Source organism: Chryseobacterium sp. FR054 (assembly GCF_056844565.1).
The window spans coordinates 32,783-54,843 of the sequence record NZ_JBXDSA010000007.1 but is presented as its reverse complement, the minus strand read 5'-3'; the positions used below and the strand labels follow the sequence as shown (position 1 = coordinate 54,843).

The 22,061-nt window shown below is 39.1% G+C and carries 19 protein-coding genes and 1 pseudogene; 12 read left to right on the top strand and 8 right to left on the bottom strand.

The genetic code is table 11. The annotated features are described in order from the left end of the window. Positions 1-175: 175 nt before the first annotated feature. The 3 genes from AC106S_RS22380 to AC106S_RS22370 all read right to left on the bottom strand — a co-directional run bounded on the left by AC106S_RS22380 (position 176) and on the right by AC106S_RS22370 (position 3,026). The gene (locus tag AC106S_RS22380; RefSeq protein ID WP_482442063.1) at positions 176-1,486 is read right to left on the bottom strand and encodes an ABC transporter permease; all 1,311 of its coding nucleotides are present in this window, start codon (positions 1,484-1,486) and stop codon (positions 176-178) included. A 4-nt stretch (positions 1,487-1,490) separates the two neighbouring features. Continuing rightward, a complete protein-coding gene (locus tag AC106S_RS22375) occupies positions 1,491-2,402 on the bottom strand; it encodes an ABC transporter ATP-binding protein (RefSeq protein WP_482442062.1) in 912 nt (303 codons plus the stop codon). Between the two features lie 273 nt (positions 2,403-2,675). Then, on the bottom strand, positions 2,676-3,026 hold the full coding sequence (locus tag AC106S_RS22370; RefSeq protein ID WP_062701858.1) for a T9SS type A sorting domain-containing protein: 351 nt from the start codon (positions 3,024-3,026) through the stop codon (positions 2,676-2,678). Between the two features lie 119 nt (positions 3,027-3,145). On the opposite strand from AC106S_RS22370, the gene hemB reads away from it, so the two are divergent. Then, positions 3,146-4,135, top strand: a complete 990-nt coding sequence (gene hemB / locus AC106S_RS22365; RefSeq protein ID WP_482442060.1) for a porphobilinogen synthase — start codon at positions 3,146-3,148, stop codon at positions 4,133-4,135. A gap of 54 nt (positions 4,136-4,189) precedes the next feature. On the opposite strand, the gene AC106S_RS22360 is transcribed toward hemB, so the two are convergent. Further along, positions 4,190-4,375: a bacteriocin gene (locus AC106S_RS22360; RefSeq protein WP_482442058.1), complete on the bottom strand. Its 186-nt coding sequence runs from the start codon at positions 4,373-4,375 to the stop codon at positions 4,190-4,192. A 47-nt stretch (positions 4,376-4,422) separates the two neighbouring features. After that, positions 4,423-5,154, bottom strand: a complete 732-nt coding sequence (locus AC106S_RS22355) for a hypothetical protein (protein WP_482442056.1) — start codon at positions 5,152-5,154, stop codon at positions 4,423-4,425. A gap of 144 nt (positions 5,155-5,298) precedes the next feature. Here AC106S_RS22355 and lptB point away from each other — a divergent pair. The 3 genes and pseudogenes from lptB to AC106S_RS22340 form a co-directional block, all read left to right on the top strand. Beyond that, a pseudogene (lptB, locus tag AC106S_RS22350) lies at positions 5,299-6,024 on the top strand (LPS export ABC transporter ATP-binding protein); the annotation flags it as partial. Between the two features lie 635 nt (positions 6,025-6,659). Continuing rightward, positions 6,660-8,387 carry an ABC transporter ATP-binding protein gene (locus tag AC106S_RS22345; protein ID WP_482442191.1) on the top strand — a complete coding sequence of 576 codons (1,728 nt, stop codon included), beginning with the start codon at positions 6,660-6,662 and terminating at the stop codon, positions 8,385-8,387. 68 nt (positions 8,388-8,455) lie between these two features. Beyond that, a complete protein-coding gene (locus tag AC106S_RS22340) occupies positions 8,456-9,409 on the top strand; it encodes a helix-turn-helix transcriptional regulator (protein WP_482442055.1) in 954 nt (317 codons plus the stop codon). Between the two features lie 200 nt (positions 9,410-9,609). Here the strand turns inward: AC106S_RS22340 and AC106S_RS22335 are convergent, their stop codons facing one another. Beyond that, on the bottom strand, positions 9,610-10,101 hold the full coding sequence (locus AC106S_RS22335; RefSeq protein ID WP_482442054.1) for a DinB family protein: 492 nt from the start codon (positions 10,099-10,101) through the stop codon (positions 9,610-9,612). A gap of 164 nt (positions 10,102-10,265) precedes the next feature. On the opposite strand from AC106S_RS22335, the gene AC106S_RS22330 reads away from it, so the two are divergent. The 4 genes from AC106S_RS22330 to AC106S_RS22315 all read left to right on the top strand — a co-directional run bounded on the left by AC106S_RS22330 (position 10,266) and on the right by AC106S_RS22315 (position 13,595). Next, on the top strand, positions 10,266-10,850 hold the full coding sequence (locus AC106S_RS22330; protein ID WP_482442053.1) for a hypothetical protein: 585 nt from the start codon (positions 10,266-10,268) through the stop codon (positions 10,848-10,850). 481 nt (positions 10,851-11,331) lie between these two features. Further along, positions 11,332-11,901 (top strand): cob(I)yrinic acid a,c-diamide adenosyltransferase, encoded by a 570-nt coding sequence (locus tag AC106S_RS22325; RefSeq protein ID WP_482442052.1) that lies wholly within the window; start codon positions 11,332-11,334, stop codon positions 11,899-11,901. Beyond that, a complete protein-coding gene (locus AC106S_RS22320; protein WP_482442051.1) occupies positions 11,891-12,529 on the top strand; it encodes a thiamine diphosphokinase in 639 nt (212 codons plus the stop codon). Before AC106S_RS22325 ends, AC106S_RS22320 begins: the two co-directional genes overlap by 11 nt. A 190-nt stretch (positions 12,530-12,719) precedes the next feature. Continuing rightward, the gene (locus AC106S_RS22315; RefSeq protein ID WP_482442049.1) at positions 12,720-13,595 is read left to right on the top strand and encodes a tyrosine-protein phosphatase; all 876 of its coding nucleotides are present in this window, start codon (positions 12,720-12,722) and stop codon (positions 13,593-13,595) included. A gap of 87 nt (positions 13,596-13,682) precedes the next feature. Here the strand turns inward: AC106S_RS22315 and AC106S_RS22310 are convergent, their stop codons facing one another. Next, on the bottom strand, positions 13,683-16,358 hold the full coding sequence (locus AC106S_RS22310) for a M36 family metallopeptidase (RefSeq protein WP_482442047.1): 2,676 nt from the start codon (positions 16,356-16,358) through the stop codon (positions 13,683-13,685). 450 nt (positions 16,359-16,808) lie between these two features. On the opposite strand from AC106S_RS22310, the gene AC106S_RS22305 reads away from it, so the two are divergent. Then, entirely contained in the window at positions 16,809-18,203 is a 1,395-nt protein-coding gene (locus tag AC106S_RS22305; protein ID WP_482442046.1) for a type III PLP-dependent enzyme domain-containing protein, read from the top strand. A 66-nt stretch (positions 18,204-18,269) separates the two neighbouring features. On the opposite strand, the gene AC106S_RS22300 is transcribed toward AC106S_RS22305, so the two are convergent. Next, on the bottom strand, positions 18,270-18,929 hold the full coding sequence (locus tag AC106S_RS22300; RefSeq protein ID WP_482442044.1) for an HAD family hydrolase: 660 nt from the start codon (positions 18,927-18,929) through the stop codon (positions 18,270-18,272). A gap of 307 nt (positions 18,930-19,236) precedes the next feature. Here AC106S_RS22300 and speB point away from each other — a divergent pair, with 307 nt between their 5' ends. The 3 genes from speB (at position 19,237) to AC106S_RS22285 (ending at position 21,905) form a co-directional block, all read left to right on the top strand. Then, on the top strand, positions 19,237-20,094 hold the full coding sequence (gene speB, locus AC106S_RS22295; protein ID WP_482442043.1) for an agmatinase: 858 nt from the start codon (positions 19,237-19,239) through the stop codon (positions 20,092-20,094). A 72-nt stretch (positions 20,095-20,166) separates the two neighbouring features. Continuing rightward, positions 20,167-21,009, top strand: a complete 843-nt coding sequence (locus AC106S_RS22290) for a bifunctional helix-turn-helix domain-containing protein/methylated-DNA--[protein]-cysteine S-methyltransferase (RefSeq protein WP_482442042.1) — start codon at positions 20,167-20,169, stop codon at positions 21,007-21,009. A gap of 287 nt (positions 21,010-21,296) precedes the next feature. Further along, entirely contained in the window at positions 21,297-21,905 is a 609-nt protein-coding gene (locus tag AC106S_RS22285; RefSeq protein ID WP_482442189.1) for an alpha-ketoglutarate-dependent dioxygenase AlkB family protein, read from the top strand. The last annotated feature ends 156 nt before the right edge of the window (positions 21,906-22,061 follow it).

Genomic DNA, 22,061 nt, shown 5'->3' with positions numbered 1-22,061 from the left:
TGAAGTTTTTTAAAAGACAAAAATATGAAAATCAAAAAGGAAATAAAGCAGTATGCTTATCCATCCGCTTCATCGAATCAACGAAGTTGATGCTATCCTTTGCTTCCTGAAATCAACACGGCCTATACATAGAAATCTTTGCCTTAAATCCAAAATATTCTTTCGAGACTGATCTTTATCCCTTGATCCACTTCCAGATCTCCTTCAGCGTAGCTTTATTACCATACATCAGAATCCCCACACGGTAAATTTTTCCGGCTAAAAAGATCATGAAAACTGTTGTTCCCAGCAATAACACGATAGACAGGGCAATCTGCCAGGCCGGAACGCCAAACGGTATTCTTGCAATCATTGCTACCGGAGAAGTAAACGGAATAATAGACAGCCAGAACCCAAGAGGTCCGTCAGGATTGTTCATTAAGGAAAAACTTCCGTACATTCCTAAGGAAAGTGGTAAAATCGCAAATAAAGTAAACTGCTGGGTTTCCGTTTCATTATCCACGGCAGAACCGATAGCAGCATAAATAGAGCTGTAAAAAATATATCCAAGAAGGAAAAATACAATAAATACGAAGATGATCAGCGGAAAATTCAGTTCCAGAAGACTGTGGGAAACCTGTGTGGCAATCTGTGCAAAATCCAGTTTACTGGCCATTTCCTCACTGCCGCCGGGAATGTTTTTCTGAATCGAAGAAAATCCTGTATTAAGGACCAAAGCTCCGATAACGGACATCGTGATCCAGATCACAAACTGTGTCAGGGCTACAAGCGTTACCCCAAGAATTTTTCCCATCATCAGCTCAAATGGCTTTACCGATGAGATGATGATTTCCACCACACGGTTGTTCTTCTCCTCAAGAACACTTCTCATTACCCTTACTCCGTAAATAATAATGAACATGAAGGTTACATACATCAGAAGAATACTTAATCCGCTTTTTACCCCGAAAGCAAGATCCGAATCTTCCTTATTATTTTCAGAAACATTAATCGTCTTTAAAGTAAAGCCTTTGTCCAGGTCATTCAGTTGCTTCTCCTGAATACCCAGTTGTTTTATCTTTTCCTTTTTAATAACATCCGTAATATCGGAAACGATTTTCTGTTTGGTATCAAAACCTATTTTGCTGTTGACTACCAGTCTTGTGCTGTTCTGAAGACCTTCGTAATCCTGTCCTGCAAGTTCCGGAAGTATCAGGATCCCGTCCAGAGATTCATTCTCTTTCAGATTATTGATCTTTGACTTCTCGTCTGCCGCAGAAACAAATACATAATTGAGTTTGTCATTAGACTTCAGCCGGTCCTTAAACAGCCCGCTTTTATCCACCACCTCAATCACACTGTGAGATTCATTCGCTTTAAACATAAGCCCGATCACTCCACCGAAAGCAACCAGTAGCAGGGGAGCCAGAAGTGTCAGTATAATGAAGGATTTTTTCTTAACCTGTGTAAGAAATTCCCTTTTTGTAATTAAAAAAATATTGTTCATAAAATTAAGAATGGTTACTTACAGCATTAATAAACACTTCATTCATACTCGGAATTCTTTCGTCAAAAGATCTTACTTTACCAATGTGTACCAGATCCATCAGAATATCATTTTGCCCGCTTTCATTTTTCAGTTCAAAAGAAACCAGATTGTTTTCATTGGAGAAATTGAAAATCTCATATTGAGTCTTGAAATGATCAAACCTGGTCTCGTCTACTTCCGAAAGCGTAACCCCGAAAATATTCTTTTTGAATTTTTCTCTGACATCAAAAACCCTTCCGTCAATAATCTTTTTAGAATTATTGATCAGCGCGACATAGTCACACATTTCTTCCACACTTTCCATTCTGTGGGTAGAAAGAATAATCGTCGTTCCGTTGTTTTTAAGATCAATGATCTGATCTTTGATGAGATTCGCGTTTACCGGGTCAAAACCTGAAAAAGGTTCATCCAGAATCAGAAGATGAGGTCTGTGAAGAACCGTTACCACAAACTGGATCTTTTGTGCCATCCCTTTGGAGAGTTCAGAAAGTTTCTTTTTCCACCATTGGTCGATATGCAGTTTGTCAAACCATTTTTTTGCCTCATTCAGTGCATCATTTTTGCTCATTCCTTTCAGTTCTCCGAAATAAAGAAGCTGGTCTCCCACCGTCATATTTTTATACAGCCCTCTTTCTTCAGGCATATAACCGATGTCTCTGATGTGATCTGGATTAAGTTTGTCCCCGTTGATCCATATATCTCCGGAATCGGCCTGGGTAATCTGATTGATGATACGGATAAAAGAAGTTTTTCCGGCTCCGTTCGGACCTAGAAGACCATAAATGCTGCCTTTCGGAACATGGATGCTGAAATCATCCAATGCTACTTTTTTTCCTGCATTATAGGTCTTTCTGATATGTTCAGCTTTTAGCATTAAATTGTTTTTTACAGTGAGTCTGTAAAAGAAGGAAATAGCAAAAATTGGAAGAAATATATATCACAAGGATAAATACAGATAAAGAATGTCTGTTGATACATTTTCAGATTTACCCTTCGTCCTGGCTTTATATTTTAATCCGGTTCCGGATTAAACGCTGTGCCCGTTCCAATTTGTATTCCTTATTCTACAAAAGTTCCGTAAGTTACGGAATTATTGAAACAGAATGAATGCAAAAGAAAAAATCCTGATGATTATCAGGATTTAAATTTATTGTTTTACAATTTGAGTTACCTTTTGGGTATTATCGCTTAAAATATAGCGAATCAGATATTTTCCGGGTTTCAGTTTCTCAATATTGATCTCTCCGGAATTCATATTGACACTGTAACTGGCCACCTGCATTCCTAAAATAGAATAGAAGGTGACACTTTTGATTTTCAGGGAAGAATCTTTAGCTTTAATCAGCAGATAATCCTTCGCAGGATTCGGATAAGCAACCAGAACACCGTCATCAGCCTTCTGTGACAGGGAACCAGGCTCTCTCAACTGAGCTTTTAAATTGGTGGAAAAACCAACAAAAGTGCCTATAAATATAAATAAAAGTAAAAGTTTTTTCATCAAAATTATAATTTCTCGAATGTATTAAAACAAAAATAACAAATTCTACAATTCCATGCAATAGTTTTTTATTGAACTTGTAGTAAATTTGCATAAACTTATTCAAAAAGTATTCCAAAATGATACATTCAAGAAATAGAAGGCTTAGAGTGAACGGATCCATCAGAAGTTTGGTAAGAGAAAATGTGCTTACAACGGATGATTTTGTAATGCCTATCTTCGTAATGGAGGGCGAAAACCAGCAGGAAGCAATCCCGTCGATGCCGGGAATTTTCAGAAGGAGCATCGATCTGACAGTGAAAGAATGTAAGGAATTATTTTCTTTGGGCATAAAATCGGTCAATCTGTACATGAAAGTGTCTGAACATCTGAAAGACAATACAGGAAAAGAAGCGTGGAACAGAGACGGACTGATGCAGAAAACCATCAGAGCGATTAAAGATGCCGTTCCGGAAATGATCGTAATGCCTGATGTGGCACTGGATCCTTATTCCATTTACGGACATGACGGAATCATAGAAAACGGAAAAATCATCAATGATGCTACCAATGATGCATTGGCCAGAATGTCTGTGTCACATGCAGAAGCAGGAGCTGACATTGTGGCACCAAGCGATATGATGGACGGAAGAGTACAGGTTATCCGTGAAGCTTTGGAAGAAAGCGGATTTACAGATGTAGGAATCCTGAGCTATTCCGCGAAATATGCAAGTTCATTCTACGGACCGTTCAGAAGTGCTCTGGACAGCGCTCCGAAAGACAATATGGAGATTCCGAAAGATAAAAAGACATATCAGATGGATTTCCACAACTCCCGTGAAGCATTGAATGAAGTCTATAAAGATATCGAAGAAGGAGCAGACATCATCATGATCAAACCCGGACTTCCTTACCTGGATATCGTTTCCAAAGTGCGCGAAGCTATTGAACTTCCGATTGCTGTTTATAACGTAAGTGGAGAATATGCAATGGTAAAAGCGGCAGCCCAGAACGGCTGGCTGGATAACGATAAAACAATCATTGAAAGCCTTACCTGCTTCAAAAGAGCCGGAGCAGATATGATCTTTACTTATTTTGCCAAAGAAGCGGCAATGCTTTTAAATAAATAAATATATTGTCCCTTATAAAAAAGAAACACCTCAGAAATTGAGGTGTTTTGTTCTTTAATAGCCGAAACAGGCGTGATAATGGGGATGGCCCGGATAAATCGGATTATTGCCTCCGTCATCATCCACACAGATATTCGTAGGGCACAAATACCATCCTGCAGGACAGTTTCCATTACGATCAGGCGGTCTTATGTCTCCGCCGTTGATCTTTTTCAGATCTTTTTTCGTGAGTTTTTTCATAATCAATTTTTTTAGACTTTTGGTAAGTCTAAAATAATAAAATTTTATCACATGATGTTGAAATCTTTTCCTTTGGTGAATTTTGCGGCAAAAGGAGCCTGGTTTCCGGAATATTTCAGGACAAAATGTTTTGTAGTATCCGTATCGATTTTAGCATCTACTTCCACATTCTGGGTCTGAAAACTTACATTCAGTCCAACCGCAGATTCTTTTTCCAGGTAAATTTCCACACTTTCGGCATAGAAAAGAGAGGTACTCAAATAATTAAACTTAATATTTTTCCGGTAGGTCTTGGATTTGCTTTGAGTGAATGAAGAATAGCTCTTCAGAATTTCAATTCCGGGAGAATCAATATTGGTGACTCTGGATCTGGTAACCCCGTTTACCCGTACTGAAAAACTTTTTGCATTTCTGATATTTCCGTTCACACCGATATTGAATAAAGAAGGTAACGAAAGTCCGTATTCGATCATGCTGTCTTTCGTGAATTCAAAATCGGGAATCAGGGCAGGATGTTTTGGGGTATGGATGAGCTGTTCTTTCACTGTATTCAGCATTCCGTCTGAAAATAGATAACCGATGAGGTTATTTCCCGTTGTCCGCCAGTTTCTTCCGTTCCATTCAAAGATTTCACATAATAAGGTATCTGCTGAAGAGTGGGGAAGAAGGTCCATATCCTGCCATTTGAAAACTTCTTTGGCATAAGGGCGTCTGTTGACGATATTAATGCCGAGGTCCAGCGCCAGCAGGTCTGTAAGTTCTTGGTTGCTTTGCATCATAATTAAATTCTTGGTTTGGTGGGTTAAAATTAAGTAAAGTCTGGTAATTTTCCGATGTTTATCACCTGATTTTTCAGACGAGGAAACAAGTTAAATGTTAATAAAAAGGTTTACTTTATTCGTTTACTTTTCTATATTTGCGCTATGATTTTACGAGGAGAAAATTTGATCAAGGAATACGGTCCTAAAAAAGTGGTAAAAGGCGTTTCTGTACAGGTTCAACAGGGCGAAATTGTTGGTTTGCTGGGCCCGAACGGAGCCGGAAAAACCACTTCATTTTATATGATCGTAGGACTGGTAAAGCCTACTTCAGGAAAAATTTTCCTTGATAAACAGGAAATCACTACCGATGCCATGTACCGGCGTGCCCAAAAGGGTATCGGATATCTGGCTCAGGAAGCCTCCGTTTTCAGAAAACTGTCCGTGGAAGAAAATATCATGGGCGTTTTACAGCTTACCAAGCTCTCAAAGCGTGAACAGCAGATCAAATGCGATGAGCTGATCGAAGAGTTTTCATTGCAGCACGTCCGTAAAAACCGGGGAGATCTTCTTTCAGGAGGAGAAAGAAGACGTACCGAGATCGCAAGATGTCTGGCTACAAGCCCGAACTTTATCCTTCTTGATGAGCCTTTCGCTGGAGTTGACCCGATTGCGGTAGAAGATATCCAGAAGATCGTAAGAAGCCTTGTGGACAAAAATATCGGGATCCTTATTACCGACCACAACGTACAGCAAACCCTGGCGATCACCAACAAAACATACATTATGTTTGAAGGAAAGATCCTGAAAGAAGGACTTCCTGAAGACCTGGCCAATGATCCGCAGGTAAGAGAAGCTTATCTGGGGGAAAACTTCGTATACCAGAGTATTCTGGACAAACCGAAAAAGAAAAAATACGTCTACAATATCTGGGCAGGAAATTTTGATTCCAAATCCCAGCTTCAGGGGTTTGTAGACAATCATTTCAGCCAGTTTGACGACCTGAGATTAATGTATGGTTTCGAAGACATCGGTTTTGCTTCATTAGGCAATTCAGAGATTGAACATATCTTCAACGATGTAGTTGATAAAAATGCCAACAACTCCTTTGTTTTCCAAAAAAAAGAACTGACCGCCATGTATTCCCTTGAACATGCTGAAGCAGAATCCAAAGCGGCCGGCAAACCTGAACTGCATTACCTGACAACGTATTTCTACGAGGGATAACTCTTTATTTTTATCGCAATGGTGGCAAAATATTGGTTTTATATCGTTTTTTTAACTTTTACAGCTAAAAAACTATGCCCGGAAAAAGATGCAAAAACTGATACCGGCCTACACATCTCCTGAAACTAAAGCAAAAAGAAAATAAATATTTGCTGAAAAATAGAATAAAACGTACCTTCTCTTCAGAAACGGTACGTTTTTCAGTTAAAATAAATTCTATGGCAAAACCTTTTAACAGAACAGTTACTTTATTCGGAATTTATAAACAGCTTGTTCCTTTTATCAGACCTTACCGGTTAATGATCTATGGGACCTTATTCCTTACTTTTTTGGGAGCCCTCGCTGCACAGGTCAATCCGATTGTGCTGAAATATACAGTGGATGAGGTCACAAAGCTTACCCATCTTCCACATCCGATGTCAGAAGGAATTCATATTCTTGTTGTGATCTCTGTTATTTTACTCGGAAAAGAGCTCCTTAATATCTTCATCAATTTCGGACAGAAATTTTATGGGGAAAAAATAAGGATCAATGTGAGTTCCGTTCTGGCACAGTCGGCAATTGATAAGATTCTTACGTATAAGGTGGCTTATTTTAACGATGAAAATCACGAGTCCGGAAAACTGCAGATCAGGATAGACCGCGGAATTGAAAGCCTGACAAAGCTGGTACAGAATTTTTTCATTGACATTCTTCCGCTTTTTTCCAACGCGATCATAGCACTTATCATTATGTATATGCAGAATGTATATGTGGGCATGGTTTCTACGATCATTGTTCCGATCTATTTTTACATCAGCTCTTTACAGGCTAAAAAACTGAGCGGAGTAAGACGGCAGCTGAGAAATCAGAGAGAAAGAAAAACTTCCGGCCTGCTGAACCTGATCAATTCGATCATGGTCATCAAAAGTTTTGTCCGGGAAAAATTTGAAGGAAAAAAGCAGTATGATCTTCAGATGGAGCTCATGGAAAGCCAGATGTTTACCCGGAAAACAAACTTTATTTACGACGGATTAAAAACTTTTATCGAACAGTTTGGAGTGGTTCTGATTATTCTTCTGACGGTGTATCTTGTGCTGGATCAGCAGATGACGATCGGAGCTATTATGCTTCATATCATGCTGTTCAACAACGTTTCGGCACCTATCCGCCAGCTGCACAGGATCTATGATGATATGAACGATGCCATGATCTATGCGGAAGGTTATTTTGACATCCTGAACGCTGACGATGAAACCGAGCAGAACGGAACTTTTGTAGAAAAACAGATCAAAGGAACCTTCGAATTGAAGAATGTGAATTTTAGCTATCCGAACGGAACACAGGCCCTGCATGATGTTTCCATGAAATTCGAAAACGGAAAAACCACAGCACTGGTAGGACTGAGCGGAGCCGGAAAATCAACGGTGATCAATCTTCTGTGTAAATTTTATCTTCCTGATTCCGGGGAAATATCTTTGGATGGTGTGAATTTAAATGAATATAACAATACCTTTCTGAGGAATGACCTCGGCCTGGTGCTTCAGAGAAACCATATTTTCCAGGGAAGTATAGAAGATAATATCAGATATGGGGATATGAATGCGGGTTTTGACGAAATTCAGGAAGCAGCGAGAAAAGCTTATCTGCATGATCAGATCCTGGATCTTCCGGACGGTTATCAGCATGATGCGACACAGCTTTCAGGAGGGCAGCAGCAGAGAATTGCCATTGCCCGGTTATTCCTGAAGAATCCTCCGGTTATTTTCCTTGATGAGCCAACCGCCAGTCTGGATGCTATTGCTACCGAGCAGATCAAAAATTCACTGGATGCCATTAAGGAAGGACGTACCGTGATCATTATTTCCCACTCCCTTTCCCAGATCCTGGATTCTGATAAAATTTATGTGATGAAAAAAGGAAGAGTGGTGGAAAGCGGTACTCATGATGAGCTGGTACTGGCTAACGGAACCTACCGGGAGATTTTTGATGCATCCGCCAGAAGTCTGAATCTGGATAAGCTGGTCAATACCTTTAAAGAGAATTAGAAAATTAAAAAACTGCTGATTTTATCTTCGGAAGATCAAAAAAGAATAATAGATTTGCCTGAGCAATTATGAACGATCACTATCTTAAAAAACTGGACAGGGTAACGGCTATTCTCACGCAACTGCAGTCGAAACCGACAGTCAGAGCACAGGACCTGGCAGAAAAATTCGATGTCAGTATCAGAACGATCTACCGTGATGTGAAAACCCTTGAAAATGCAGGGATTCCGATTATTGGAGAGGCCGGAAACGGCTATTCCCTGATGGACGGCTATAAACTTCCGCCGGTGATGTTTACCAAAGAAGAGGTGTTAAGCTTTATTACCGCTGAAAAACTGATGCAGAAATTCTCCCATCAGAGCTTGGGAAACCATTATCAGACAGCGATGGAAAAGGTGCGTTCCGTACTGAGACATTCGGATAAAAACCTGATCCGGAATATCGAGAAACAGATTGATGTCTTCAGTCATCATGCCGGACCGGAAGATCATGTTAAAAATGTCCTGCCGACAATCCTGGAAAGCATTGCCGATAAAACCCAGCTGATGATTGAGTATAAAACAGTAGATTCCAGGGTTACAGACAGGACTATTGAAGCGGTAGGCGTATTTTTTGAATTCAATTACTGGTATATTATGGCATTCTGTACCCTGAGAAAAGATTTCAGGCAGTTCCGGGTAGACAGAATTCTTCAGATTATGAAAACCCAGATTCCATTTCTGCAGGAATACGGCCAGATCAATGATTACAGGAAAAGCGGAAATGGCAATAAGACCAAAGTGAAGCTGCTGGTAGATAAAAAAATTATGGGGCACCTGGTCAATTCAAAAAAATACTATGGTTTAACTGAAGAAACGGAAAGAGAGGATGGAGTGGAACTGACTTTTGAAACAGAATGGATCAAGGAAGGCTTTCCCCGCTGGCTGATTACCTTTGCCGATTATGCAACGGTTCTGGAACCGGAAAGTCTCAGGCTGAAATTAAATGATCTCATTTCAAGAATCTCAGATAAACATCAGTAAAAACCCCAGCACTGCTGTGCTGAGGTTAAGGCAATAATGATTTAGCTGAATAATATTGTGATAAAAAATGAAAAGGCAAAATTGCAAACCGGTAGCAAAAACTGTAAAATGAGTTTTGTTGCAGTTTAATTTGATATGATTATTATTGAAGAATAAAAAGTTTTACCGGCCGGTTCACTTTTCGCCTTTATTTTGCTATACTAGAATCTTTCCCAGAAGAACGGCGGCTCAATTCCCAAAGCTCTGAGGTAAACATACCCCTGCCCACGGTGATGGATTTCGTTGTCTACAAAATAAAGAATGTTCTGATATACCGGGAATTCATACTGCCCGAACAGATTGAATGTTTCCTGGAAACGCTCTTCCGTGATCTGACTGAAATAATGATTGATCACTTCCGTCTCTTCATCCCATTTCTTTAAGATGTCTTCTTTGGTTTTAGGGTTGAAGCCTTCTTCGTTATAGGCTTCCATATTTTTTTCAATGATTCCTTTCAGAGCAGGTCCTCCGATGCTGATCAGTTCTACGGCCAGTTTGGCAAAAGGTCTCATGCCGCCTACGGAAAATTCAAATAATTCTTTTTCAGGAAAAGCTTCAATAACTCTTCTTGTCAGGTTTCTGTGCCCCTGCCAGTGCTCTAATAACTGTCCGGATGTCATGAATTGTTTTGTGATTGTTGCGGTAGTTGTCATAATTGTATCGTTTTTGTTTGTTATTGTTGATACAAAGGTAAGCCGGGGTTATGACAACAGTTTGTCAGCAGGATTTTTTAGATTGAAAATATTTTTATTCCGTTGAAATTTACGGACTGGTTTTTGCGTTAACAGGAAAGTATATCATAAAGAAATCATTAAAGATGAAGAAGTATATTTTGTCCGTTATTCCTGTGTTTTTACTGGCATCCTGTAACAAGATAGAAGAAAAAATAGACCAGACTGTTCAGAAAACAACAGAAACCGTGCAGCAGAAAGCACAGCAGGCTGTAGAGGAAACCGTGAAGAAAACGGTAAACGAATCCATCAATTCTTTAACCAACTCGCAGGATGTAAAGTTCAGTGAAGTATTTCCCGGGGCAGAAAAAGCAATTGTAACGGAAGACACCGGAAAGAAATTCAAATTTCCCAACGGTTCTGAGGGGTATGTTCTAAAGTATAAATCAGATATCTCAGTATTGCTCCCTTTTCTTGAAAGCAGACCCTCCACGGATGAAAGCAAATCTGATAAAACAGCCCGTAAAATTGACGGGCAGAGCATCATTGATAAAATAAGCTTTATCTCTAAATTCCTTCCCGAAAATACCTTTGATACCAGCTTCCTGGAAGACATTAAAAACGATAAAAATATAGAATATTACAAGCTGAAAAGGTTTCCTTACAACAGTACGATCATCTATAATCCCAAAAACCGGACCGTCATACAATACGTAGAAATCAGTAAATAATGATGACAGGAGATCTGGTTACATTTAATATAATTATCTCGGTTCGGGATAAAAATATCTGTAACTGAAAACAATTTCCGGCCTTCTACATTTAAACTCCTGATGCCAATTTGAATTATGTCTGATATTAGTATATTTAATGAAAGTGATGTTTACCTTCTTTTAGGTATTTGTTCCGTGGGTGCCGGATTTTTGCTTACCATAGCTTTGGTGGTGATTAACTTTTTTACCGGTAAGGAACAGAAATTCTCTTATTACATCATGATGTATTTTATTTATTGCATCTTATCTTTTATCACAGCCTGCCTTTTATATGCCGTCAAATTCTTTTAAAAGTTAAAAGACTGTTCCGGAATGAAATATTTTATATTGGGAACCCTGTACATTTGAAGTTTGGAGGGCATTTTAATTTCCTTACCGGTGTACGATTAAAATCAGAAGTACATTGCAGATTGTATAAAAAATAGGTATTTTAGTGCCTATGAAAATTTATACAAAAACAGGAGATAAAGGACAGACTGCATTGTATGGAGGAACGAGAGTATCCAAAGCCAGTGCAAGAGTGGACAGTTACGGAAATATTGACGAACTTAATTCCTTTATCGGGATTGCTAAAAGCCACATTGAGGATGAAGAAGTATTGAAGCAGTTAAAGAAAATTCAGTTTGATCTCTTTACGGTAGGTTCTGAAGCGGCAACTCCGGTGGATAAACTCATGTTGGCCAACGGAAAATCCCGTCTGCCATTGGTGATTTCAGAAACAGAAATTGAAGAACTGGAGCAGTGGATGGATGCCTTTGATGAAAAACTGGAACCTCTTCAGTATTTTATTCTTCCGGGAGGAGGAAAACCGGCAACATTTTTACATGCGGCAAGAACTATCTGCAGAAGGGCAGAACGCTCTCTTGTATTTTTAAATGAATCCGAAGAGGTGCGTCCGGAACTGATCAAATACCTGAACCGTCTTTCAGATTATCTTTTCGTACTGGCCAGATATGTATCCAAACTGAACAGTGAACCGGAGGAATACTGGAATCCGAATGAAAGATAAAGCATTACTGTTCATCAACGGAAAAGCTCCGGCATCTTTTCCCGATCCGGAAAATTATAATCTTATTGCCTGTACAGACGGTGCTTTTCATTATCTGAAAGATCTGAATTTCCCTTTAGATAAGCTGGATTTTATCTCCGGCGATTTTGATTCCCATATCGGATCAGATGAAAATATCTATGAAGGTAAATTTATCCATACTCCCGATCAGGAAAGAACAGATTTTCATAAAGCACTGGATATTATTCTGGAGCGGGGTTGTACCCATGTAGATGTATTGGGAGGAAGCGGAGGAGAGCAGGATCATTTTTTAGGAAATCTTACGGTAGCTTACCGTTTTAAAGACCGCATGAATATTAAATTTTATGATGAATTTTCAGAATATTATTTCATTCCGAAAAACTTTGTGATTAAAGGAGTGAAAGGCAGGCTGATTTCACTCTATCCCTTTCCGTTTGTAGAAAACATCACCACAAGAGGGCTGAACTGGCCTTTGAATAATGGAAATGCAAATGTAACCGCCAATCTGCTGACCCGCAATTTTGCCATAGAGGATGAGGTTTCTATTGAATACGAAAAAGGAGATCTGCTCATTTTTGTAGGCAATACTTATCTGAAGTCTCAATAACAGCAGGAAATCAGGTATATTAAAGATATACACAAAGGTCTGGTATATAAAATCTATTCAATAGAGGCAGACTTTAATCCGCCTATATAATATCATCCCAAAGCCTGGCAAATTCTGTTTCCGTAAATTTGTATGAAGCGTAACCAATAAAAGCATCAAAAACCTGTTATTTTCAGGTCCGAATTGAATAATGAAAAAACTTGTCAGAATATCAGCCGTGTGTATTTCATTATACAGTGCTCTCTCCTGTACATCACAGCATTTTGAGAAACCTGAATATGGAGTTAATGGAGTAGAAAAAGAATCTGTAATAAAGAAAGTTGTTAATTTCAGAACGACTGGAAATATCAGAAATACCGACGGAAGAACTTTAAAACCGGGTTTGTTTTACAGAAGCGGTCATCTTCATCAGCTTCAAAAGAAATCATTTGATAAGCTCCGGAATCTGGGAATCAAAGAGATTATTGATCTCAGAAACTCAAAAGAAATTGCTCAGAAACCGGATCATCTTCCGGAAGGCATTGTATACAGGAATTATTCTGCTTTTGAAGATGAGGGAGATCAGCTGGATCAGGCTAAAAAGCTTGTATTGAAAGGGAAAGTAAATGGTTCTGATGCAGATCAGAAAATGATAGATTTTTACCGTGAATATGTCACAGAAAATCCTGAAATAATCAAGAAGATCATTACTGAAATTCTTGAATCGGATCATCCTGTTCTCTATCACTGTACAGCAGGTAAAGACAGAACAGGGCTGATTACAGCACTGATTCTTACCATCCTGAAATTCGACAGGGCAACTGTTTACAATGAATATCTTTTATCTAATAATTACAGGGAAGTGCTTGTAAAGAAGAGGTTGGGTCTTGCGAACACGCTCCACTTTCTCTATCCGAAAATGGATATTCAGGTGCTGGAAAAATTGAGCTGGGTAGAAAAGAGATATTTAGATGCTGCATTTGATGAGATCCATAAAAAGTACGGTTCAGCAGATGAGTATATAAGGGTGGTTCTGGGAATTTCCGACCCTCAGAGGGAAGAATATATCAGAAAGTTTACGGATTGACAGGCTGTAAAAAGCCGGAACAGAATATTTTCTGCCCCGGCTTCAGTATAATCGGATGAATAAGCGCCTTATAAGTATTTGAGTGATCTAATTTTTAATCACTTTTTTAGTGATCTCACCTTTTTCAGTATAAATCTTCAGGATATAGGTTCCTTTAAGTAAATCAGAAGTGTTAACCTGTGCTTTATTTCCTTCCTGCTGAAGATTTTGTCTTGAGATCACACGTCCGGCCATATCAATAAATTCTGCTTTGCTTAATTTATCTTTGGTATTGATGTATACAACGTCTTTGGCCGGATTAGGGAATATAGACAGTTCATTTTTGATAACTTCGTTCACAGCCAGTGTAGGGCAGTTCAGAACATTGGCAGGAGGCATATCAAATGCTTCGGTGCCGTCTGTACGTGAAGCTGAAGTTCCCTGTATGGCACTGTATCCTAATCCTCTTTTGGCGAAGGCTCTCCAGATGTCACATTTGTTCTGTCCTCCGTATAAAGCGTCATCGGCCTGCAGAATGGCGTTTCTTCCATCTACGAATCCTGGATTCGGTACTCCGGTTTTCATACCCTGGATAACCAGATTGAGTGCAATATTATTTCCTCCGGTTGATCCTTTAATATCCGGATTGAAACCGTATTTGTTAACCAGTGCCCAATGCATTTCCCACAACATCAATGCCCACAAATAACCTGTTGGATGCATCAGACTGCTACCGGGACCTATTATTTTCAGATAATCATAAGTGTGAGGATTTACAGACATATTCGTAGTATAGGGAAGTATACGCATACCCCCGCCACCGAATGCATAGGAACCCATATTGATCTGATCAGTGGCTGTCTGGCTTGGCTGTTGGGTGAGATTAATGGCGAAATAATCGCTCCAGCCTTCTCCCATCTGTTCTTCTCCGGTCTGGGCATCATTCATCAGGCGCTTGCTTACGGCATGGGTGTATTCATGCAGGATGACCTGGCTGTCTAAACCGCCGTTTCTTTTGGTAATAGCAAAACCTGCACCCGGAAGAGTAGAGGTAACGGTCTGATTACTTCCCAGGGCAGTCCGGATCTGATCACCGATCCCTTTGTTCACTCCGACTACCGGTATCATTAAAGAGGGAGTACCTGTATCAATAGCACCGGACATATCAGTTGCTAGGTTATTGAGAATTATAATTCCTTTAGGATTAAAATCCTTGATTTTATTTACCTTATCAGAAAAATTACAGGTACCTCTGTTCACTGCAACGATCTTATTGGCAAATTCAGAAGAATTGACAGCTGCCTCGCATCCGTCATTCGGGTCCCCACCGGCTCCGTCGTTGTATAAAACAAGATCTCCTGTAACATTGGATGTGGTATATGGAAAGTTGTTATTTCCCATTATCCCCTGATAATGCCCGGCCATAGGTCCCTGGGAAATACTCATTACTCCGGCATTATTGGGCGTCTCGAAAGTAAAGAATAGTGAAGTAGGATTTTTTAACAGTGAGGCAGAATATCCCATCACTGCATTATTTACAGATCTGGTCTGTCCTAAGCCTGATGTCGTAAATCCTATTAAATTATTGCCTTCTCCCGTATTAGCCTGGAAACTTCCTGCCGCAGGTGTAAAGCCATGATAATAAAGTATATCATGAATAAAATTAGTTGAATAAAACATCTGGGTACTGGCAAGATCAGTGTATGCAAGAGGATTATAGTTCGTTGAATTTCCGGGATTCTGGAAATCGAAGACGTAATTATTTCCTTTTGTTTCGTTTTTAATAGATGATTTATTCATGAAAAGAGCGAATGCTCCCAGCGAACCTATCAAATCACTATACGCTCCGTTTAGATCATATCCGACATGTGAGTTGTTGCCAATAGTATATTCATCAGTCACTGCGGGATTGGTGGCATAGCTCAGTTTTTTATGCCAGCCTTCAACGGAAGCCGTTGGATCTGTAACATTGCTCAGCAGGGTATAGGCATGATCAAGCGGACTGTTAAAGTTCGCGGGAACTACCCGGTAAGAGCCATCCCCCGAATAAGGTGCGGTCTGATATTCTTTAGTGATCCATTCAAAATCCTTCGGATCGTTTTGGTAAACATTCTTATTCTGAAAACCAGGTTCAAATGTACAGGAATTGATGATGGAATTTTTTGATAATAAATCTCCGGTTTGGGCATCGATTACCGTTTCAAAAGCAGAAATCTGATGGCCGTGTTCATCGGCTGCCCCTGGTGTCTTAATATCTGTAAGTAAAAGCCAGGCGAGTTTCAGCTGATTGTTGTGGTTATAATATACAAGGTAGGAGGGTGAATTTTCTATGAAAGCAACATCATTACCTGTAATTTTCTGTTTTAATTGTTCTGTGTTTTTTTCGAGATCATCGGTGTTTTTAATAAGAATGAAATTTTTCCCTGATTTCCGTGCAAATCTTTCAACAGCTTCGGCAGCTTGTAGTCCAGGAGATGATGCTAACATTTTGCCTTTCGGGAAAGCAACAAAATTATTGTTGAAATTCTGTACCTTTCCGTTTTTTAATGAAAATGTTCCAAAAGTCTGGTAAACAGGAATTCCATTGATTTTTTGCTGCACTTTTACATACTCGGCCCCGTTAATTGTTTCATGATCATTGATGACATTGTATTCAACCGGAGAGCTGATTATTTTCTGATTCACTGCTGTTGTTTTCAGAAAATTACTTACCACTTCAAGACGGTTTTGTGCAACAGCACCCACCGAAAATAACATGGCGGCTAAAAGTAGGTTTTTTTTCATAAAATTTTGTTTTTTTTGAATTGTAAATAACGAATAAAAAAAATGAATATGCAAAATAAAATCACTAAAAATTGAATTAAATTCATTTATTTAATTAATTTGTTGTGTTATTTTTATAATTTAACTGATAATAATGTGAAATATAAATATATTTCGTTTTTGAGTTGAAAAAGGTTTATAATTTTCATTCAAAATCATTAAAACTGTCTGATATAAAGGGTTTTGTGTGTTTTTTGTTTCGCTGATGAAAAACAGTGTCTTGAAATTATTTGCTTTTCAATCTCCGTATTATTCCATTTTATATGGATACTGAAGATGGCAGCATAAGATATTCCGGCAAATGCAGGTAAAAGGATGTATCTGAATTTCTGAAGAAAATTATAATAAATTTAACGCTCAGAAATCAAACTTTTTTAGCAATTTTGCATTTCTTAATTCACTTGTTTAGAAATGAAAATAAAGTACTCGGAACTTATTGATCAGACATTATATTTTCCTACGGAGGAATTTAATGTTTCTGAGAACAATTTGTTATTTCACGATATTCCTTTGATGGAAGTCGTTGAAAAATTTGGCACTCCGCTTAAGATAAGCTACCTGCCGAGAATTTCTCAAAATATCCAGAAAGCGAAAGGCTGGTTTAAGGAAGCTTTTGAGAAAACCGAATATAAAAAGAATTATACCTACTGTTACTGTACCAAGTCCAGTCATTTCAATTTTGTTCTTGAGGAAGCCCTGAAAAATGAAATCTCTATTGAGACCTCTTCCGCCTACGATATGGATATCGTAAAATCTCTTTACGATAAAGGGAAAGTAGATAAAGATATTGAAGTGATCTGTAACGGCTTTAAAACAGATGATTATCTGACCAAAATTTCGGATATGATCAACAGCGGTTTTGAAAACATTACCCCGATCCTGGATAATTACCGCGAGCTGGATAAACTTACGGAAAGCATCGATTCCACATTCAATATCGGGATCAGAATAGCCTCGGAAGAAGAACCGAAATTTGAATTTTATACTTCAAGACTGGGAATAGGATATAAAGATATTATTCCGTATTACAGCCAGAAGATTGCGGAACATCCGAACGCAAGACTGAAGATGCTTCACTTCTTCATCAATACGGGAATCAAAGATACTTCATACTACTGGAACGAACTGTATAAATGTCTCCGTGTGTATGCACGTCTGAAGAAAATCGCTCCGGAAGTGGATTCCCTGAATATCGGCGGCGGTTTCCCGATCAAAACTTCCCTGAACTTCGATTACGACTATCAGTACATGGTAGAAGAGATCGTTTCCCAGATCAAGAAATTCTGTGAAGAAGAAGGGGTGGAAGAACCGAATATTTATACGGAATTCGGAAGCTTTACCGTTGGAGAAAGTGGTGCCAACCTTTATAAAATCATCTCCCAGAAACGCCAGAACGACAGAGAGAAGTGGAATATGATCGATTCTTCATTCATGACCACACTTCCTGATACGTGGGCCATTTCAAGACACTTTATCATGCTTCCGCTCAACAGATGGGAAGATACTTATGAAAGAGTGTTTTTAGGCGGGCTTACGTGTGATTCTGATGATTATTACAACTCTGAACAGCATACCAATGCCATCTATCTTCCTGTTTTCAGTGATACCAAACCTCTTTATATCGGATTTTTCCATACAGGAGCGTACCAGGAAACCATCGGAGGGTACGGAGGGGTACACCACTGCCTGATGCCTCAGCCAAGACACGTCCTGATCCAGAAAGATGAAAACGGAGAACTTCAGTATGAAATTTTCCGTGAAAAACAGGAACCTGAAGATGTTTTAAGACTTCTTGGATATAAATAATGCATTGGCTTCAGCCAAAACGTATATAAAAACAAAAAGCTCTCAATCTCTGAGAGCTTTTGCTGTTTAAAAATATTTTGAAATTTTATCGATCCGGAGGTCTTCATAATCAGAAACGACAACATCAGCCAACGTGTAATCCTGATTTTTAGAATGCGGGCTTCTGTATGCCGAACAGAAGATTTTTGCCCTGTGCGCCGCAAGAATTCCGTTCGTGGAATCTTCTATAACCATACAGTTTTCAGTAGGTTCCCCAGCCATTTCAGCAGCTAATAAGAAAACTTCGGGATGAGGTTTTGATTCTTTAAGATCGGCACCGCTTATTTTTCCGCTGAAGTATTTTTCAAGCCCGAATTTCTCAAAAACCATATTGATTGTAGTCATTGTTGCAGAAGAAGCAAGAATAAGTTTAATTCCGTTCTCATGATAATGCATAATCAGTTCTCTTACCCCGGAAATCAGGTCGAATTCTTCATCGTTATCAAAGTAATCTTTGAAATGAGCCCGTTTGATGCCGGCAATGGCTTCGTGGGTATGAGATAAGTTATACTGCCGGATCAGCGTTTCGCAGACTCTCTTGGTAGAAGCTCCTGTAAAAGAAGTGTAAAGATCTTCGGAAACAGCGATTTCCAGTTCGTCAAATGTTTTGAAATAAGCTTTTCTATGCAGGGGTTCTGTATCTACGATCACCCCATCCATATCAAAAAGAACAGCTTTTAAGGACATATTCTGAAGTTTTTTACAAAAATAGGTATTTATTTGATGGGAGGAAAGGGAGAGACGGATAGAGATGATAGATGATAGATGATAGATAATAGATGATAGATGATAGATGATAGACGGATAGATAATAGACGGATAGATGACAGACAGGTAATAATAATGGGGGCAGCCTTAAAAGTATTGAACTTTAAGCATTGAACACCTCACATTGAATACCAACCTTGAACTCTGAACTTCAACTCATCACTTTTCTTTGTATCTTTGCGGTAAATATTTCAATCTTATCATCATTTAAATTTTTAAATAAAACATGAGAACATACGCAGGAATTCCTGAAGAAAACGCAACGTTAGAAAACTCGAAGATTATGCTGGTTACCGTTCCTTATGACGGAACCTCCACATGGGGAAAAGGAGCCGATAAAGGGCCTGAGCTATTCCTGAACGCTTCTGAAAATATGGAGCTTTATGATATAGAAACACAGACAGAGCCTTATCTTCAGGGAGTATATCTGGCCGGAGAAGTTTCTGAAAATTCTACTCCTGAAGCGATGACAGAAGCCGTTTATCAGAAGACAAAAGAGCTTTTGAAGAATGAAGGAAAGATATTTACCCTTTTTGGCGGAGAACATTCTGTTTCTATCGGTTCTATCCGTGCAGTAGGTGAAAAATTTGAAAATTTAACGGTTCTTCAGCTGGATGCTCATACAGACTTACGTCCCGAGTTTCATGGTTCCACTTCCAATCACGCCTGTGCTGTTTTTGAAGCCAACCAGAAGCATAATCTGGTGCAGGTGGGAATCCGTTCTATGGATGCGGAAGAGGCACAGTACCTGCCGGAAGGAAGAGTATTCTTTGCCCATGAGATTGCCAACAATGAAAACTGGATCAATGATGTTCTGGAAAAAGTATCGGGAAATGTATACATCACCATAGACCTTGATGCTTTCGATCCTTCTATTGCCCCTTCTACGGGAACCCCTGAACCCGGAGGCCTGGCGTGGTATCCAACATTGGAGCTGCTGAGAAAAGTATTTGAAAAGTGTAACGTCGTGGCTTTTGATATTGTAGAATTAATGGATTCTCCGATGGCTAAACCAACGGCTTTCCTGGCAGCAAAGCTATATTACAAAATGCTTGCTTACAACGATATCTATAATAACAACTAAAATTCCGCAGGAATCGGATTTTTTCAGCCGTATATTCTTTGGAAATTTGTGAGGTAATAAAAACAGAATATTATGTCCACACAAAATCAGATCGATTATAACAGGATTGCCAAAGCGATAGAATATATCCGGGGTAATTTCAGGCTTCAGCCTAATTTGGATGAAGTGGCAGAGAAAGTTCATCTGAGCCCGGCTCATTTTCAGAAGATATTTACAGAATGGGCAGGAACAAGTCCGAAAAAATTTTTGCAGTTCATCAGTCTTGAACACGCTAAAAATTTATTGAAGGAAGAAAAAGCAAGTTTATTTGATACAGCATACGAGACAGGATTTTCCAGCACAAGCAGGCTTCATGACCTTTTTGTGAAAGTGGAAGGAATGTCTCCGGCAGAATATAAAAACGGCGGAAAAAGCCTCAGCATCAATTACAGTTTCTCCGAAAGTCCTTTTGGAAATGTAATAACCGCCTCTACGGCAAAAGGAATTTGCTATATGGCTTTTGAAGACGATAAAGAAACAGCATTGGGAAATTTGAAACAGACATTTCCCAATGCTTCCTTTTTTGAAAAGCAGGACGCGCTCCAGCAGAATGCACTGTCTATCTTTCACAAAGACTGGACGAAGCTCAATACCATTAAACTACACTTAAAGGGCACCGATTTTCAGCTGAAAGTCTGGGAAAGTTTACTGACTATTCCTATGGGAAAGCTGTCTACCTATGGCAGTCTGGCCGGGAAAATAGGAAATCCTAAGGCTTCAAGAGCAGTGGGAACAGCCATCGGCAGCAATCCGGTAGCTTTTCTTATCCCTTGTCACCGGGTGATTCAGTCTACCGGAAATATCGGCGGTTACAAATGGGGAAGTGAGAGGAAACAGCTGATCGTAGGCTGGGAAAGCGCACTTGTGTATTCGTAAAGGCCATTCTTTTTCTTAACAGACCTGGCTAAATCTTACTGACGATGATTCATTTATGAAAGAGGAGCCGTTTATCTGTGTTTTATCTTACCTTTGGATTTCCGGGAATGAATAAAAATTCCATATTGCAGCAAAGATCAATGAATTTTAAAATTATATGACCTGCTAAAACTATTGCTGCTGGCTATTGTTGTTGTACTCGTTATTATTTATTTTTTGTAGCTAATTATGAATGACTGTATAAAAATTATGTATACATTACCCATTATTAAATTTTCTGAATTATGATGAGCCTGTTCGAAGAAATATCAGATTACCCGCTCAGTATCCTTCCGCATGACGGAACGGTTCATTATTATGGAAAGGTATTTTCCGGAGAACAGTCAGATGTATTTTATGATTATCTGTTTCACCGGATTCCGTGGGAACATGATGAAGCTGTTATTATGGGAAAATTGATTTTAACCAAAAGGAAAGTAGCCTGGTTCGGCGAAAAAGCATTCGAATATACCTATTCCAAACGGACAAAATATGCAAAACCCTGGACTCCTGAATTGTTAGAATTAAAACGCATGTGTGAGGAAATATCAGGAGAAACCTACAATTCCTGCCTTCTGAATCTGTACCATGACGGAAGTGAAGGAATGGCCTATCACAGCGATGGAGAGAAAGACCTCAGAAAACACGGTGCCATTGCTTCCCTGACATTCGGAGCCGAGAGAAAGTTTCTCTTTAAACATAAGACCTCAAAAGAAAAAGTAGAAATATTCCTTGAAAACGGAAGCCTGCTGGTGATGAAAGGAACAACCCAGGAAAACTGGCTTCACCGACTTCCTCCCACCACAAAAATAAAAACACCAAGAGTAAATCTTACCTTCAGAACTATTGAAGAATAATACTCCTGCCTGATATAAGGGAACTCAGGAAGGAATGCCTGCAGGCAGCTGTGGTATCTGAGGGAAGCTTTCTTAACCACAAACCGAAGGTTCAACGTAGTCAAAAGGCACAAAAGATTTACACTTTAGTGATTTTTTTAAGTTAAAAACTTTGCA

What these genes read in the sequence shown, in the direction of transcription:
- AC106S_RS22305 (WP_482442046.1), top strand. Translation starts at nt 16,809, where the DNA reads ATGAAAATAAAGTACTCGGAACTTATTGATCAGACATTATATTTTCCT.
- hemB (WP_482442060.1), top strand. Translation starts at nt 3,146, where the DNA reads ATGATACATTCAAGAAATAGAAGGCTTAGAGTGAACGGATCCATCAGA.
- AC106S_RS22355 (WP_482442056.1), bottom strand. Translation starts at nt 5,154, where the DNA reads ATGATGCAAAGCAACCAAGAACTTACAGACCTGCTGGCGCTGGACCTC.
- AC106S_RS22370 (WP_062701858.1), bottom strand. Translation starts at nt 3,026, where the DNA reads ATGAAAAAACTTTTACTTTTATTTATATTTATAGGCACTTTTGTTGGT.
- AC106S_RS22325 (WP_482442052.1), top strand. Translation starts at nt 11,332, where the DNA reads ATGAAAATTTATACAAAAACAGGAGATAAAGGACAGACTGCATTGTAT.
- AC106S_RS22300 (WP_482442044.1), bottom strand. Translation starts at nt 18,929, where the DNA reads ATGTCCTTAAAAGCTGTTCTTTTTGATATGGATGGGGTGATCGTAGAT.
- AC106S_RS22340 (WP_482442055.1), top strand. Translation starts at nt 8,456, where the DNA reads ATGAACGATCACTATCTTAAAAAACTGGACAGGGTAACGGCTATTCTC.
- AC106S_RS22380 (WP_482442063.1), bottom strand. Translation starts at nt 1,486, where the DNA reads ATGAACAATATTTTTTTAATTACAAAAAGGGAATTTCTTACACAGGTT.
- AC106S_RS22285 (WP_482442189.1), top strand. Translation starts at nt 21,297, where the DNA reads ATGAGCCTGTTCGAAGAAATATCAGATTACCCGCTCAGTATCCTTCCG.
- AC106S_RS22335 (WP_482442054.1), bottom strand. Translation starts at nt 10,101, where the DNA reads ATGACAACTACCGCAACAATCACAAAACAATTCATGACATCCGGACAG.
- AC106S_RS22320 (WP_482442051.1), top strand. Translation starts at nt 11,891, where the DNA reads ATGAAAGATAAAGCATTACTGTTCATCAACGGAAAAGCTCCGGCATCT.
- speB (WP_482442043.1), top strand. Translation starts at nt 19,237, where the DNA reads ATGAGAACATACGCAGGAATTCCTGAAGAAAACGCAACGTTAGAAAAC.
- AC106S_RS22345 (WP_482442191.1), top strand. Translation starts at nt 6,660, where the DNA reads ATGATCTATGGGACCTTATTCCTTACTTTTTTGGGAGCCCTCGCTGCA.
- AC106S_RS22330 (WP_482442053.1), top strand. Translation starts at nt 10,266, where the DNA reads ATGAAGAAGTATATTTTGTCCGTTATTCCTGTGTTTTTACTGGCATCC.
- AC106S_RS22375 (WP_482442062.1), bottom strand. Translation starts at nt 2,402, where the DNA reads ATGCTAAAAGCTGAACATATCAGAAAGACCTATAATGCAGGAAAAAAA.
- AC106S_RS22360 (WP_482442058.1), bottom strand. Translation starts at nt 4,375, where the DNA reads ATGAAAAAACTCACGAAAAAAGATCTGAAAAAGATCAACGGCGGAGAC.
- AC106S_RS22315 (WP_482442049.1), top strand. Translation starts at nt 12,720, where the DNA reads ATGAAAAAACTTGTCAGAATATCAGCCGTGTGTATTTCATTATACAGT.
- AC106S_RS22290 (WP_482442042.1), top strand. Translation starts at nt 20,167, where the DNA reads ATGTCCACACAAAATCAGATCGATTATAACAGGATTGCCAAAGCGATA.
- AC106S_RS22310 (WP_482442047.1), bottom strand. Translation starts at nt 16,358, where the DNA reads ATGAAAAAAAACCTACTTTTAGCCGCCATGTTATTTTCGGTGGGTGCT.